At 55.8% G+C, this 15721-nt stretch carries 16 protein-coding genes; 8 read left to right on the top strand and 8 right to left on the bottom strand.

Going from position 1 to position 15721, the window contains the following annotated elements; translation table 11 throughout:
* The first annotated feature begins 53 nt into the window (after window positions 1-53).
* The 5 genes from IE111_RS10085 (at window position 54) to IE111_RS10065 (ending at window position 5000) form a co-directional block, all read left to right on the top strand.
* A complete protein-coding gene (locus tag IE111_RS10085; protein ID WP_189608422.1) occupies window positions 54-677 on the top strand; it encodes a hypothetical protein in 624 nt (207 codons plus the stop codon).
* Window positions 678-1026: 349 nt separating this feature from the next.
* A complete protein-coding gene (locus IE111_RS10080; RefSeq protein ID WP_189608421.1) occupies window positions 1027-2301 on the top strand; it encodes a tyrosinase family protein in 1275 nt (424 codons plus the stop codon).
* Between the two features lie 87 nt (window positions 2302-2388).
* Entirely contained in the window at window positions 2389-2613 is a 225-nt protein-coding gene (locus tag IE111_RS10075; RefSeq protein WP_308427531.1) for an alpha/beta fold hydrolase, read from the top strand.
* A 51-nt stretch (window positions 2614-2664) separates the two neighbouring features.
* Window positions 2665-3576, top strand: coding sequence for a type VI secretion system-associated protein TagO (locus IE111_RS10070; RefSeq protein ID WP_189608420.1), 912 nt, complete (start codon window positions 2665-2667; stop codon window positions 3574-3576).
* Between the two features lie 389 nt (window positions 3577-3965).
* Window positions 3966-5000: a hypothetical protein gene (locus tag IE111_RS10065; protein ID WP_189608419.1), complete on the top strand. Its 1035-nt coding sequence runs from the start codon at window positions 3966-3968 to the stop codon at window positions 4998-5000.
* Here the strand turns inward: IE111_RS10065 and IE111_RS10060 are convergent.
* The 8 genes from IE111_RS10060 to IE111_RS10025 all read right to left on the bottom strand — a co-directional run bounded on the left by IE111_RS10060 (window position 4997) and on the right by IE111_RS10025 (window position 13050).
* Complete coding sequence (locus IE111_RS10060; protein ID WP_189608418.1) at window positions 4997-5569, bottom strand: leucine-rich repeat domain-containing protein; 573 nt, start codon at window positions 5567-5569, stop codon at window positions 4997-4999. The two genes, IE111_RS10065 and IE111_RS10060, sit on opposite strands and share 4 nt — an antisense overlap.
* Window positions 5570-5625: 56 nt before the next feature.
* Window positions 5626-7149 (bottom strand): hypothetical protein, encoded by a 1524-nt coding sequence (locus IE111_RS10055; RefSeq protein ID WP_189608417.1) that lies wholly within the window; start codon window positions 7147-7149, stop codon window positions 5626-5628.
* A gap of 237 nt (window positions 7150-7386) precedes the next feature.
* On the bottom strand, window positions 7387-7632 hold the full coding sequence (locus IE111_RS10050; protein ID WP_189608416.1) for a hypothetical protein: 246 nt from the start codon (window positions 7630-7632) through the stop codon (window positions 7387-7389).
* Entirely contained in the window at window positions 7619-8614 is a 996-nt protein-coding gene (locus IE111_RS10045) for a hypothetical protein (RefSeq protein WP_189608415.1), read from the bottom strand. Before IE111_RS10045 ends, IE111_RS10050 begins: the two co-directional genes overlap by 14 nt.
* Before the next feature lie 198 nt (window positions 8615-8812).
* Window positions 8813-10663 carry an Lnb N-terminal periplasmic domain-containing protein gene (locus IE111_RS10040; protein WP_189608414.1) on the bottom strand — a complete coding sequence of 617 codons (1851 nt, stop codon included), beginning with the start codon at window positions 10661-10663 and terminating at the stop codon, window positions 8813-8815.
* A 73-nt stretch (window positions 10664-10736) separates the two neighbouring features.
* Window positions 10737-11216, bottom strand: a complete 480-nt coding sequence (locus IE111_RS10035) for a DUF3015 family protein (RefSeq protein ID WP_189608413.1) — start codon at window positions 11214-11216, stop codon at window positions 10737-10739.
* 155 nt (window positions 11217-11371) lie between these two features.
* Window positions 11372-12196 carry an SDR family oxidoreductase gene (locus IE111_RS10030; protein WP_189608412.1) on the bottom strand — a complete coding sequence of 275 codons (825 nt, stop codon included), beginning with the start codon at window positions 12194-12196 and terminating at the stop codon, window positions 11372-11374.
* Window positions 12197-12363: 167 nt separating this feature from the next.
* Window positions 12364-13050 (bottom strand): metallophosphoesterase, encoded by a 687-nt coding sequence (locus tag IE111_RS10025; RefSeq protein ID WP_189608411.1) that lies wholly within the window; start codon window positions 13048-13050, stop codon window positions 12364-12366.
* Between the two features lie 205 nt (window positions 13051-13255).
* On the opposite strand from IE111_RS10025, the gene IE111_RS10020 reads away from it, so the two are divergent.
* From IE111_RS10020 to IE111_RS10010, 3 genes are all read left to right on the top strand, one after another.
* On the top strand, window positions 13256-14125 hold the full coding sequence (locus tag IE111_RS10020; RefSeq protein ID WP_189608410.1) for a HEPN domain-containing protein: 870 nt from the start codon (window positions 13256-13258) through the stop codon (window positions 14123-14125).
* Window positions 14126-14278: 153 nt separating this feature from the next.
* Window positions 14279-14764 carry a type VI secretion system tube protein TssD gene (gene tssD / locus IE111_RS10015; RefSeq protein WP_189608409.1) on the top strand — a complete coding sequence of 162 codons (486 nt, stop codon included), beginning with the start codon at window positions 14279-14281 and terminating at the stop codon, window positions 14762-14764.
* A 456-nt stretch (window positions 14765-15220) separates the two neighbouring features.
* Window positions 15221-15682, top strand: coding sequence for a hypothetical protein (locus IE111_RS10010; protein WP_194523966.1), 462 nt, complete (start codon window positions 15221-15223; stop codon window positions 15680-15682).
* Window positions 15683-15721: the final 39 nt, after the last annotated feature.

Here is a 15721-nt window from a genome sequence, read left to right as displayed (position 1 = left end):
GCGACAGCGACACACTCACGCACAGGCAGAACCGACCCAGAGGAGGCAACACTATGAAAACAGAAAGACTCAGTCGATCAAGCCCCAAGCGCGCGCTCTCATTCACCGTGAATTCAGTGATGGCGATGCTCCTGATTCATCTGGCCGGTTGCGCGACCCCGGCCAGTGAACGCACCAACACAGGCATGGCGGACTGGATGGATGGCGGAAAACCGACCTTGCAGGCGAACCGGTTTTCGACAGGACCGGATACCGACATGGACCATTTTGTGGGCGAGGTGAATGATCAATTGTTCATCGGCGTGGCGGTTGAGGATCCAAACTCGTCGGACGGGGAGGCCCGCACCGTTGCCGTCTATTTGTGCGACAGCCGGGGCGTGTCGAAATGGCTCTTCGAGGACGTAACCGGAAAACGGACCACATTGGACGCAGGCAACACGACCGTTGAATTGGCCCTGTCTAACCAGCGTGTTACCGGAACAGTCAGCATGGCGGACAACAGCCCTCAGTCGTTCTCGGCCCGGCTGGCATCGGGTGAAGCCGGCCTCTACAGAGTGGCGTATCGCCAGGGTGGCATCGACTTCAGTATCGACTGGATCATCCTGGCCGACGGACGGATGCGGGGGCCGCTGGATGGCAAAGGCAACGACGTCTATCCACCACCGAGAAGGAACTGAAGTCGGCCGTCTTCAAACGGCCTGGCACCGGTTATGGCGACCAAACAGTGCGTGAGGGGGGCAGTGACCGGTGCCGTCCAATCGTGCCGTTCCATTAAAAACGTACTTTCGAATCTCAAAAAGATAGGAAACAACCATTTAAAGTGCTTTGCGACCAAAACCCTTTATCGTTGATTCTTGCCCCGCAATAAATGCGTTTTTTGATTAACCCCCTGCACTGATCTATTGTGCAATCACACCGGAAGGGAAAGATGTGGGCACAGTATCCGGTGGTTGTGCTCTTTTCCCATGCAGAAGCTCTGCCCGACAGAGCACGATTCACACATCACGCATACAAGGGAGAGGTGCCATGACCATACGCTATCGCCGCAACATCAACTGCCTGACCGACAACCAACTGCACGACCTGCGCGAGGCCTACCAGGCCATTTACGACCTTCCGGATTCATCTGCCGACAGCTTCGCCACCCTGGGCGGGATTCATGGCTCGCCATCGCCGATCTGGTGCGACCACGGCTCGCCCGGGTTTCTGACCTGGCACCGCGCCTACATCCGGGCGTTCGAGAAAGCCCTGCAGTCCGTCCACTGCGACGTGATGCTGCCATTCTGGGACTGGTCCAGCGGCCCGACCACCGGCGTTCCCGAGGCCTGCCGGCACCCCACCTACGTGAACCGGTCCGGCAACACCGTGCCCAACCCGCTTTACAGCGGCCCGATATCGAGCGCGGCCGGCGGTGGCACAACCGCCCGCCGGTCCGACATCGACACCACCACCTTCGGTGACATCGCCACGTCCGCCCAATCCGCCATGTCCAGCTCAACCTTTAGCAACTTCCAGAACGCGCTCAACGGCCCGCACGGTTCGGTCCACGTCCGCACCGGCGGCCAGATGAGCTCGGTCTCCCACGCCGGGTTCGACCCGATCTTCTTCCTGCACCACTGCAACGTCGACCGCCTGTGGTGGAACTGGCAGCAAAGCAACCCCGGCGCCGCCGTACCGACCAACGAACTGACCCACGAACTGGACCCATTCAACAAACCCTTCACCACCGACTGGCAAACCGGCGCCGACGTCATCTCCACGGACGACCTGGGCTACCGCTACATGAACTGGTGTATCTTCCTGCCGCCCATCATCGTCTGGGAAGTGCTGCCCATCGAACTCGACCCCATCGTGCTGGAGCGGTTCCGCGATGCCCGGCTGCACATTCGCTCTTCCCGCATGCCGGCCGAATCGGTCGAGTTCCAGGTGTTCATCGGCGACAAAGACGCCGTTGCGAATACTAAAATCGAAGGCAATCCGGCCTTTGCCGGCACCGTCGGCCTGTTCGGCATGGGCAATATGGACGAAAAAACCATGATGACCATGACCGGAAACAACTTCGACATCGCCCTCAACGTGAACGACCACCTCCGCCAGCGGTGCAAACACCTGATCGAAGAGCAGGGCGATACGACACCCAAAGACACCAAACGCAAAAAAACCGCCAAAAAACACACTGACGACGAGAACCCCAACGCCACAGCACCGCTGTTCATGCGGGTCGCGGCGGTCGATGCTCAGGGCAAACCGATCGAACCGGATCGCCTGCCGATCGACGACATCGAGCTCATGGTGGATTAAGGCGTCACCTGGCTTAGCATCCGGTCAACGACGTGGTCGAAACCAAGCGATAGGGCGGCGGGCCTATACAGCAACGAGGTGAACCCGATGTGGAGCGAAGCCTTCCAGACACTGAACGTCACCACCTCCGACGGAGTGGACATCCACCTCAGGCACGCCGGTTCAGGCCCGCCCCTGCTGTTGCTGCACGGCTACCCGCAGACCCACGCCATCTGGCACGACGTCGCGCCGCAGCTGGCACAGGAATTCCACGTGGTGTGCCCGGATTTGCGGGGGTTAAAGCGACAGTGCTTTGCCGTTAAAGAGGTTTGAAGCGTTTCCGTCTCCCCGGTAGTCTAGGAAGACGCCAAAAGGAGACATTTCTTGAAAACAACCCTTTCAGTATTCGCAGGACTCACGTTCAGTGCAACGAGCGCCTGGGCCGATTTTCGAGTGGACCTTGAGCCTGCCGAGGTAGCCGGAAAGCTTGATATATGGACTATTGCCAACCTGTCAGTCGGGGAGTCCGGCTTGGTACAGGCGAACCATCTGGAATATTGTGAGGATCGTGGCCGTGTATTGGTGAGCTCGATTACAGAACTGAGTGGTGATTTCCCGGACGACTCGGCCGTGTTGAAAATTCTTCGAGAGCCGGGTGGAACCGTCTCAATCGGACGAAGCCAACAAGGGCGGGAACTCACAGCTGCCGATTTTGTTGCCTGGTCCTACGACATGTCGCATCTGCCTCAATGCAGCCACCTTCACTCCGACGGTGTTCCAACCCTGAGAGTAAATCGCTTCTTCGGCAGTACTTCATTGTCTGAATTGACCGGTTGGCTCGTGCCAGACGGGTCGGGGCCTTCCTACCCGGATACAGGGCCCGGTGATCCGGTTGGCTACAATTGGCAGCTCTCCGAGACGCAATCCCCCATACTGGGCACCACTCGGATCATTCTGTCGACCCGTTCCATATCCGACGAAGCAACCCTGATGATCCGGTGCCAACGCAACCAAATGGATGTCTACATTGCCACAGAAAACACCGTGGACCATTCACGGCAACCCGTAACCATGCGGCTCGGTGATGCCATGACTGAAACGGTCTGGATGACGCCTTCCACTGACAACGACGCCTTGTTCTTTGATGATGCCATAGCAATCATCGAGCGCATGTTCCACGCGAACGATGCCTTGTTCCGCTTCCATGATACGACCGGTGCTTCAAAAACGGAACTCTTCCGGATAGAAGGCCTGGAACAGGCCATCGAGCCTTTTAGAGAAGCATGCGATTGGTAGTCCGCTATTCGACGCGCGTGTCGTGATAGAGCATCTTCTCTCGTCGCCCCTTGGAATAGAGCTGGTAGGCGAAGGCCGAGCGTTTCCGAGCCCCACCGTTAATCATGAACACATTGTAAATAGGCCATACAGGAGAGCAGGTCTTGCCCTCGCTGGTGCGCGAGTGACAATCCCGCCCGTAAGGCAATCGAAGTACCCAAAGCAAGCTGTTTTGATTTGACCAGCGAAACCGCGAAAGGAAACTACATATCATCTGTCGATCCAGTTTACACTCACGGTCAATCACTTGAATAACCAAAAAGGAAAGCCCTTTGGTTACAGCGAGTTATATCATTGGCACCGAAATTGCTCGTGGAAACTCGCACAATAATAATATGGAGAGCTTTGTAATGGAAAAACTCACTGTTACCTCGGTTCTATTTGCCACGATAGCATTAGCACCCTCAACCTCACTGGCATTGAAAATTCAAAATTCGTTTGATTTCCAAGAATCGCCAAGCAATCTTTTCTATTCCTTAACCAGTTCGGATTATACCCTTCCCAATCCCAGCGAAGGTCCTTATGTACAAGATATGATCGTGCAAGCGCCGTCTGAAGACGTCGACAACTTGTCATTGCTGACGGCAAATATCATCAACGAAGCGACTCGCTTGTGGGCGTATTCTATCGGTGGCGATACGGAAGTAAACATTAATTGGAATTGGGCTGATTTGAGTACTGGAAAGTATAGTGAATATGAAGGTAATACCATTACTTTGAATAGCTCAGTCAATAATTTCTACTTCGATAGGGATGTCACATCGTCTTCAGAATACATTCGGGACGACCAGTATGTTGAGTACAAAATACTGGATGATGAATACGAAGTAGATGCCAAACTGACTAAACAAGGCAATATGACTTATAACCCGAATCACCATACAGATGATGGGATCTATTATTACGATTGGGCTGACTTACAGCACTCTGTGGATTTGTTCTCTGTCGCACTGTACGAAGTGGGGCACGTTCTGGGGTATCAGAGCAACAAAGTGGGTACTAGTAGCATATCGGTCGAAGAACCATTGCCTCTTGCGGGGATGCACAGTGAAATCGACTGGGATAATGATGCTAGCTTTATTCAAAGCGGGCACTCAATGAGTTACTCCGTGAGTCAGGGAGAAAGAAAAATACTGACCGTTGATGACGTTCTAATACTGGCGCAATTGAATGGTTGGACGGATGTATACCTACCAGAGTTTCACGAGAGAATATGGTATAAAAATGAAGTACATAACGGCTGGGATTTTGAATACGATTTACACAAAGTATCCAATAATGTCAGAGTCGTCGATGTCATTCATGTCAACGAACCTTCGAACATTTTAATGCTATTTGTGGGGTTGTTTTTGTTGTTTTTAATCAGGAATTACAATGTTACCTAGGTAATTAATTCAATCTCCGGACGAGCCTTTCGAAGCTGATCGATCGCGGCGTCATTAATCTGAAGGCGCTGCACGACTACCCGTCGTAGCGACGCGATATCGACAAGAGACTTCAAGTCAATCACTAGCGTGGCCCGTAGGTCAATCGTCGTCACCGCCGGAAGCTCCCGGAGCACGGAAATGTCGGCAACGGCGGTATGAGCAACGTCGAGTTCCTCCAGCGTCGGAACCGAGGCCAAAGGGGCAAGAGTGGTCACACGCGTGTGCCTCAGTCGCAGGACGGTGAGGGTGGGCAGACCCGCCAGTGGACCGAGATCCGCGACACGCGTGGAACTGACGTCAACAGTGTGTAGATGTTTGTGGCCCTCAAGTCCGTCGAGCGCTCGCACGTTCTGCCGAGGAAGTTCGACAACAGTCAGCTGTGGGCACTGGCGCAACACCGACAAGTCCAACAAGGCGCCGCCGGGCGACGAATGCGGGTTGGTGTGGTGCAACCTCAGCACTCGGAGTTTGGGTAGGTCGCCTAAGGGGGCCAGCGAGACGGGTCGGGCATTGACCAGGTCGATCACCTCGGTGTCCGTCGGGAACGACTGACCCGCGAAACGGATTGGCGAGGGTGGGGCGGTCACGGAAACACGTTCCGGTAGTGGCTGTGCAGCCAGTCCGACAGCCGACGATCCCGGGTGGCACTGCCCAACAGTCCGCCGTAGGCAGCCATGGCCGCATCCACAGCCTGGTCGACGCCAGCCGCTATCTGAGCCGCCGTATTAGGGAACGCCCCCGAGGGAACAACGTTGGGCAGCGCCTCGATATTGTCCCCCGCGATACCCATGGCCCGAACAACGCTTTCCGACGTCGTAACATCCAGCCGCGTGATGTCAGGGGGCGAGCTCAACTGCTCGTGTAACGTCAGCCCCATGAGCGGTGAAACCTCGAGCAACCGGGCAACTGTGGGTCCATCGAGCGCTGTGCCATTCAGTTGGTCTCGGCGGGCCTGTTTAATGAGGTCGTCGAAGTCGGCCGCGGCATCCCACGCTCGTTGATAATACTCTGCTCCGTCCTCCCTGATCCGATCTTCCGTGGTGAGGGGCGCCCCCCCACTGGACACGCCGGGAGTGAAGGTTTCGCCGGCATATTGGCTAACGCCCCAGACTCGCCGGGGAAGCTCTTCGTAGTGAGCGGCATTGTTCACCTTGGCCGCGTGGCTTTTGGCTTCGAAGCCCGTGGTGCCGTAATAACCATGGTCGTCATCAATACTGGAGGCGGCGAGATGGGCGGCCTCGTGAACGAGGGTGGCTTTCGACTCGGCGGTGAGCGGGTCGGCAACGACCTCGGACAGCAGATGCATGTGCTGAGCGCGGAAACTCGCCCACCCACCGAGAAAGGTCTCCTGCGCATCCAGGTTGTAGTCGGTGGTGACCCGGTTGGCGATGTCGGTGCTCACCGCGTTGAGCTTGCTGCGGATCAAGCCGTAGTTGGTCCGTGCTGTGGTCCACTCCACGGGCCCGAACACGGCGCGCAGCCCGGCCTCATCCGCCGCGACAGATTGCGCCGTGTTGGCCGCCGCCTGCATGGCGTTGCGCAGATCGCCCCGGTCGGCCGAGCGGGGTGCCGCGCTGGCGTCCTGCACCGAGTGGTACACCATGGTCCGGTCGGCGGGGTCGATGTAGCGTTCGTAGGCCGCCTGATCCAACACGCCCGGCGACGGGAAAATCTCGTTCATGATCGCCCCGATGTCGCCGTATGTCGTATTACCACTGAGCCGTCCCTCCCGGTTCATGCGCTCGAGCAGCCGGTGAACGCGTGAATGAACCACCGCCTCGTCGACCGTCCCGGATGTCAGCATCGACTGGAGGTCGGCCGACGGTGGGACACGCCATTGGGCGTCCGAGGGTGGGCGGATGCCTTCGCCGAAGACGCGATCCAGTCGCCGGTATTTTTTGGGGTTGCCGGTGGGTGGATTACGGGTTGTGTCGGTCGGGCCGATGGTGTGATCCCCCGGCGGTGCTTTTGCCTGTGCCGGTTGTTGCCCAGGCGAATGAAGGATGGCGCTGACACTACGGCTTTGCCCCCATGCTCGAACGGGCTTTGCGGAACGCCCCGATTTGGCTTTCCGAGACCGCTTTCGTTTATGTGCAAAGGTACGCATGGTCGATCTCCCCTGGTTAGACGGTTTGATGCCTAACCTCCATGAGCGCCGGCGCCGATGGAGTACAGATGGCCTTGCCTAGGGTGACACCCAACAAAATGATGCCAGCCGCTCCAGTCTAGCAAGCTTGCGGGAACCAGCCAGCATCAACCGCAGCACACTGGTGGATGATGATCGGAGACAGGGGAAAGAGGAGGGGGATCGCCCAGCCGCGGGGCGATCTTCGATCGGGAGCCGTCAACCGCCCCCGGTCGGTGTGGGCCGTTCCTGTATAGCCTGGAGCAGGGTATCGAGTTCCCCGGCGTTCAATGGCTCACCCGGAGGCATGCGACGAGGGTGCCGGGTCAAACGGGTTTCCAACACGGTCAGGTCACCTGACAACCGCAGCCACTGTGCGGGGTTCAGCAGTCGGCCCGGGTCGCTGGTCAGCTCGGTATGGCAGCTGCTGCAGCGGTTTTGCAGCACGGCTTCAGTTCGTGCCATCGTCGTCCGCCATAAAGTCCGACCAGGTTACCAGAACCGGTTGTGCACCGTTGACGGACACTTCCACGCCGTTCGCGACGATGGTGTATTCCGCGTGTGTGTCATTGCCGCCGGTTACCGAAACAGCCCCGGTTGAGGGATAACCATCGCCATGGTTATAGACGATGTCTGTTGTCGTTTCTAATTTGACGTATTGATCGTCGAGACTCGATTCACTGACGATCAAGCTCATGGTTTGGACGGTCTTGAGCGGGTCCAGTTTAGTCTCGGTCCAACCTGCGATGAATGAATCCTCCGTTTCGTCACCGTTTACATTGGTGAAGGAAACACTGTCGAACCTATGGGTCATCAGCAGGTTGTCGACGCTGTCCTCTGCCGTAGAGTATCCGTCCCAGGTCATCTGATAACTCAAAACGCCATCAAATAGGATGTAATTATCCGACGACAAGCGCATATTGCACGCTTCATAAATCACGCCCAATGAAGACTGACCGGAGGCTTGGAATGCATTGGTGGACGTATCGAAATCGTTAGACTCGAGCACCAGAGTCATGAGGCCATCTGTGCATCTGGATTGTTCCCAGGTCACTTTTTCCGGGGTTGAGTCCATCTCATTTTCTGGATGTTCGTCATGGTACAGAGCAAACCATGACTCAGAGATGGAATGGAGTTCCATGACCTCCGTTTGCTCGATATATTCCCGAACCTGATGGTCGATTTTTATTCTGTTGGCAGCGGTGATGGGGAAATCAAGCTTAGGGAGCTTGGCTTCTTCCTCCTTTTCGCCATCAGAGCCATCGTCCGGATCAGTCTCCTCACCGTCCGACCCTGTATCAGGGTCTGTCTCCGATTCGGTCTGAGTGTCTTCGGTCTCGGTGGTGTTTGCAGACTCGTCTTCTTCAGGTTTGTCCGCAAGTTGATCGACATCCAGACAGGCTGTCGTCAGGAAAGGGATAATCGCGATGGATATTATGTGCTTCATACTGCATTCCTTAACTACCCCCATTGAGGGGGACAATGGTGCTTTCTTCCATGCAACGTAAGCATTACAGGGAGAGCCGTTAATCAATAGGCCGGTTCGTTAAAAAAGGACCTTACCTCAACGAGACCGGGACCTCCAGCCTATAACCCCGAGCAATACCACCTTCGACGAGAGAGCCGCTACCGAAGTAAAAGCCGCCTATCGCAGGTGCCAGACCCAGCCGATACGCCCCTCAAATTGGCTGTCTTCGAAGTGAATGGAGGTAACCATACTGTTGGACGTCGATACCGAATAACGGCCTACCAGACTGGCCAGTCCGGTGGAACCGCCCACTGGGCCGATCGCTTGGCGATAGCCGACTTCCGTCACCAGTGACCACCCCGACCGTTCCGCCCAGCCGGCTTCGAGTACGGCATCCAATGAGAAACGCCGCCCGGCCTGGTGCCCATACACGAGAACGCTGACGAGGCTCGAATCCAGGCTCAGGCTGTGCCCGATGCCGGCCCGAAGGCGAACCCCTTCGCTCACACCACAGTGCGTCAGACAGTCCGCTCCGACATCCAGGGTCCAACTGATCGGCCATTGACCGGGAATCGCCTGTCGCACGTCGCTGCGTTGCGACACCCGAATCAGCGTCAGGTCGTCCAGTGAAACCCGGTCGGCCACGGACACGCGAGTGCCGAGCAGCGTCAGTTCGGACAGGTCCGGGTTCCCGAGGTCGGTCGGTGCCGTTTGAAAGGGGGTAAACCCCAACAGAGCGGCCCCTTGTTCACCCTGCGAACCGGCAGCGATCTCCAGGCGGCGGGTCTTGGCCGTTTGCCCGGTGGGTGTACCCGGCGGTACCGGTTCGACCGTCAAGGCCCGGCCCGGTGGGTAACCCAGACGCGCCACCAGCAGTCGACGGCGCTGGTCATAGAGTTGGGTTCCCCGTTCCGGGTAGCCCTCGATCAGATAGTCGTAGTATTCGATCAGCGCCTCGAGAATGACCGCCGCTTCTTCTGGCGAGCGGTCGGCTAGGCGGCGTTCCAGATCCTGGTCCGGATCGTCGATGAAGGATTGAACCCGATCGGCTTCGTCATCCGAGAGCGAGGCGATGATGGCATCCAGTTTGCGCTTTTGTGACGGCACGAATTCGCGCGAGGCAATGATCTCGTTGTCGGGCTGGCGGTGCAGATCCTCCAGTGTCTGAAACAGGGCCACCGGCGGGTACCAGCCGGTATCCTGGTCCACAATGTCCCGGTCCAGCACGAATTCAAGCGTTTCGGCGACGGCGAACGCACAGTTGTTCTTCACAAAATAATACGTGGTCGGGTGCCCCAACAACTCCCACAAGTGTGCCACGAACTGTCGTTTCTGCTCCGGGTTCAGGTTCAGTTCGTAGTTCCACATATCGCGGTGTTCAGTGCGGGTATACACCAGGTCCTGGCGGTAAAAATCCTCCCGCGTGAACGAGGCCTGATAGCCGCCGGTCAGCCCCTTGGCGATATAGGTCAGAGGGCCTTCGCCTTCGGGAATACGCGCACCGTAATTGATGCTGGTGTCCAGCAGGCGTTTATTCGTGTCCTGCGAACCCAGGCGGACGATCAGATGGCCGAAGGAAGAGGCCGGATTGCCGTAGTAACCGTCGACCATGACCACCACGACACGAGGGTCACCTTCCCACTGGGACCAATTCCGGAACGCCGGGCAGTCCGCCAGCACGTCCACATCGCGAGGTCGATTCAGAGCCGAGGTCAGAAACAGGTAGCGGGACGGGTATTCACAGATCGGATGGGCATCGCCCATCGACGCAGACGATTCAAAAAAGGCCCGGTAGGTGGCCCGAAGTTCAGCAACCGGATCGATGAGTGGCCCGTCACTGAGATAAAAGCCCCGGTCGGTGATCCGGGGGCGACTGGGCCGGCCATCGTTCGTTTCCAGATAGAGCTGGCGCACCCATTGGGTCGAACGCCCCAACTGCTCCAGCGAGTCTTCCGCCTGTGCCGTGGGCAACGCCTGGGCGGCCACACACCAGCCGATACAGACGAGGGTGAATACCAAACGTCTCATGGTAAAAGAATACCCAATAAAAAGCCCCCGGAACCGGGGGCTGTTGGTCGCGTTCCGGGCGTTGATCGCCGGATCAGATGGTGCAGTACTGCTCGGATATCTGAGTCGCCGCGTTGTAGAGGGTTTCGGACTTGTCGAAATCAGACCCGTCGAAGTACCCGTCTTGCGCCACGGCTTCCGCAAAGCTGGCACGGAACGCATGGCTGGCGTCGGCATTGCCTTCACAGCCCATCAACGTCATCACAGAGCTCAGATGAGTGCCTTCACCCACGGTCAGGTCCTGTTCCAGTTGCGGATGCGTATCCAGAATAAATGCCGCCATGCTGGACGCATTGCCTTTACAGGTTTCCGGTGAGGACAATTCGGAAATCACGGCGGTGGTTCCCAAATCCCAGGTGACATTGGTGATGACCGCGATGATCGGATCGTCAGGAAACAGCATGGCGCCAAGGCCACATTCCTTGTAGATTTCGTCGAATTCCCGCTGAGCTGAAGCGGTTCCGATGGTCGCCATCATGACGACGAAGATCAGGCCTGTCTTAATGTACTTCATAGTACCTCCTTGGGCACAGACGTGGTTGTGTGAGATGTGGAAACCCACGAGCTGGAGTATAGAAGGTGAATGCGGACTGGCAATGACAGTGTTGGGCTGCCCTTAATGGCCCCCGCAACGACCGTCAGCCAACATGGTTGCGAGTGCAAGCCCGGTTACAGCTCAAGGTCGCCATAGCGATAGGCCGCGGTAACACCCCCATCGATCAGAAAGTCGCTACCGGAGATGAACCCGCCATCCGGCCCCATCATCAAGGCGCCGAGCGCGGCGATCTCGTCCGGCGTACCGGGGCGGCCGCCCGCACAGGCCTTCAGCATACGTTGATATGCCTCACGATTGGGGCCTTCCAGCTCTTTCCGCGACAACGGCGTAACCACAAAACCAGGGCTGATGGCGTTGACCCGCGCGCCACGCTCGGCCCAGCGGGGCGCTTCGGCGGCGACCCGCAGCGAGGCACCGCGCTTGGCGATCTGGTAGGCCAGCAACGGCTCGTCGACTTGTTCGGGTTGCAGCATGTCCAGGTCCAGCAGTTGGTCGACCGGTGTGGTGGCCAGACGCTCGTTCTGTTCCGGCGTGAAAGCCTCCAGCCGATGGCCGGCCTGCGACGAGACCACCAACCCCGACCCGCCATTCGCGATGACGCCACCGAACACATCGAGCACCAGCGCCGTGCCGTAAAGATCGACCCGGAATATCACGGATACCGGCGCACTCGACGGGGAAACCCCGGCGGCATGAATGACGCCGGTCACATCACCGCTTTCAGTGGTCTTATGCGCCAGCGCCTCGACCGACCCGTGCGAGGTGACATCCACAGTCACGGCCTGAACGTCGAACCCCGCGTCGCCCAGTGTTGTCGCGGCCGCATCGGCGTTCTCCTGGCTGACGTCGGCCAGCAACAACCGCTTGCCCGAGCTGACGCGCCGGGCAATGGCCAAACCAATAGCGCCGGACCCGATCAGCACGATGACATCGCTCATGACAGCGCCCTCCCAACAGACTCGAATTCACAGAAGGGTAGAGTAGACAAGCCTGGCCACATCGCACAACGGACCGGTCGGCGAAGCTTATGGCTCGCCACAAATCGCGTCGGTATGCCAACCGCATGAATCGGCGGGCCTGGTAGAACCCGCCACCGATCCTGCGATTAGGCTGTCACTGGCACATCGGCCAGAAAATCATGCATCGATATCAGCTCTGGCAGGTCGGTTTCAGACTCAAGCTTTTTGTAGATAAACCAGGTATTGGAATGTACGGTTACCGATTCAAAGCTTCGGTGACCAACAACAACCTTATCGATACCCTGGACAACGGGAGCATGACTAATGTTGTTGGATACTGGATCGATGCCAACCATGGTCTTAAGCAAGCTCTGGCTCGGATATTTCACCGAAGGCCAATAACCGGGAGGATCGGCGTGGACGACACCGACCATGGCATTCTTGATCGGGACTTCCAGCGCAATAGGCCTTTTTGCAAACTGAATGGCCAAGGGCTCGAGACGGGACTGGCTCAGCGGTATGGTCCAGGTGCCCCCTTTGGTCAACACCGTGTGATAAACAGCACGGTCAAGGTGCAAAAAGGCGTCGATAAACCGATGTTCATGGTCACCTCGCACCATGTGAAACCACTTTTCCTTAAGCAAGGAAACGATCTGAAGACTTTCGGGACCATAATCGATGATGTTGCCGGTACAGATCAGTCGATCGCGGTTTATATCGAAATTGACGTTACTGAGTGCCTTTTTCAGAAGGGTGTATTGGCCGAACAGGTCACCCACGAAATAGTCGGTTCCCTTAAGATTTGGAGCAAGACGTACCAGGCTGTTGTTCATGCGACCTCCTTGTGCATTGGGTCTTGGTGACGCCATTAATGTAGACTGCATCACAAATTTGGCAACCAAAGGGGCGCACATCTGTCCGCTTTCAACGCCTTACCGCTCGCGAACGCCTGGCCTTTCGGCCACTGGTCGGCCGTTTAGACACCCTGCAGACGTGCCAAGCTGACAAGCCCAAACCGGGCGGTGTAAGATGACCGCCATGAAAACGACCCTCGACCACCTGCCCGAACGCAAACAGCGGGACATCCAGACCATCGCCACCGTGTTGCGCGATGCGCTGGACGAGTACCTGGATGGCAAGACCGGCAGCAAGCTGAACTACCGGATCCTTAAGATCATCCTGTTCGGCAGCCACGCCAAGGGCACCTGGGTGGACGACCCGGCCAACGGTTACCTGAGCGATTACGACATCCTCGTCATCGTCAACCAGAACGCTGTGGTGGATGAATACGAGGTCTGGCAGACGGCCGAGGACAAGATTCAGCGTCGCGTGCAGGCCCCGCTGGGGTTGATTGTGCACACGCTTGCCGATGTGAACGAGCACCTGCAGAAAGGAAACTATTTTTTCAAGGATATTCGGGAGGAGGGCATTGAGCTGTATTCCGCCAATGGGCGGGAATTACCGATGCCGGGGAAGCTGACCGAGGATGAGCGAAAGGAGATCGCTGAAAAACACTTCCACCATTGGTTTAAGACGGCCGAATCGTTTTTTAGCAATTATCGCCATTGTATCGACCGAGAAGACTACAGTATCGCGGCATTCATGCTGCACCAGACCACAGAGCGGCTGTTTAATTGCGCATTGTTGGTCTGTACGAATTACCTTCCCAAGACACACAACCTGAAACATCTACGGTCACTCTGCGCTCAGCAAGATGAGCGTTTTTATAGGTTGTTTCCGGCTGACAGCAAGTTCCACCGTCGCTGCTTCCAACGCCTGAAGCGCGCCTATGTCGATGCCCGCTATTCCGAGCACTATGTAATCACCCGTGAAGAGCTGGATTGGCTGGAATCCGAAGTAATGACATTACGTCATATTACAGAGGAAGTGTGCCAGTCTCGCCTTTAACAGCCATTCAAAGATGAAAATCTAGGTCTACTGGCTGAAGGGGCAGCATGGTTTGCACATAAAGCATTTAATAATGTGATATGAATCACTTCCTAACCCTGTTTTATATGCCATCATTCCTTACTCACACAGCGGAACAAAGGAAAATCAGATATGGCAATCCCGGCATACATGTGGTTAAAGGACGAGCAGGGCAACGATATTCATGGCTCAGTTAACGTAGCAGGGCGTGAAGGCTCGATCGAGGTTCTGGAATTCGACCATGCCGTCTACATTCCTACCGATAATGACACCGGTGAACTGACCGGAACCCGGAAACACGCGGGCATTAGCATCGTAAAGGCATTCGATTCGTCTTCACCTTACTTGTTTAAAGCGTGCTGCAATGGCCAACGGTTCAACAGCGCTGTTATTCGCTGGTACAAAATCGACGAGTCTGGCCAGGAAGTAGAGTATTACCAACACGAACTGGAAGGCGTAAAGATCAACACCTATTCTCCGCAGATGGGGAATGTCAAACGAGCAGAGTTAGAGAAAATTCCGCATATAGAGAATGTTGTAATCCGTTACGAGAAGATCACTCACACCTACCTGGATGGCAATATCAGCTATGCCGATTCATGGACGGAAGGAAGGTAAGAAGCTGTCAATTCCAATTGATATTTTGAATTCTTTAAAAAGCGGGACTGGCTAAATGGACATTAACAGAGCAGATCGGGAACATGCGGCAAAGGTGGTCAACTTTTTCTGGGGTAGGGGAACAGCGACCCCGGAAACAGTAAACGAATCGGTCATAAGAGTAGCAGTGGACGCACTGGACCAGGCGAATGTCTGTTCTGACAGCATGGATTTGGTGCCAAGACCGGCAGGTATAGTAAGGCCGGACCCGAAATGGGCAATGAAGCAAATCCGGAAAGTGGCACAACGAATTAATGAAGGCAACACAAGCGTGTATCATATTTGCAAAGTTAGAATCGAGTCCGTTTATAAAACGGAAATTCGAATGGCTCTAGAGGGACTGATTTAATGTGTATTCGTCTACTGTTAGCCGTTTTTGGGATGATATACATGGGTACCTGCCAAGCAGACGATTCGATGCTTGTGAAGTACGCAGGATATGATTTTTCAATTCCCGCCAACCCTTCCGTGGTGGTGTCGAGCGGAGACAATGACCGCGTAGATATCCTAATGTTTAAATACGATCACCCAGAGAGGAGTGGCTATATTACTTTGATGAATATGAGTAGTGACCCTACGTTGGAAGAATTACAGGACGTTCGAGGGTGCGACTTTGCTACGTTTATTGAAGATTTAATCACAAGGAACGACGATACAACCTGCAATCGTGAGCCGCTCGAAGCTTTCTACAAAGACCTCGGAGAATCTGACTTTGGGTCTTGGGACGGCAAGGATAATAGTAAATGGCTGTATATGTTCGATATGGACAAGTCTTTGATATATCTAATATCCCCCGGTGAGAAAATAGTTCAGATTGCTACGGATATGTTGAATACCGAACGAGAACTAAAGGCCGTCATTAATCAATATGTGAAGTGAGTTTCCGTAATATGCGCTTCCAAGCGATTAATCACACAA

This window comes from Saccharospirillum salsuginis, from assembly GCF_014651855.1.
Lineage (GTDB): Bacteria > Pseudomonadota > Gammaproteobacteria > Pseudomonadales > Natronospirillaceae > Saccharospirillum > Saccharospirillum salsuginis.
This window is presented reverse-complemented; position numbering and strand designations above follow the sequence as displayed.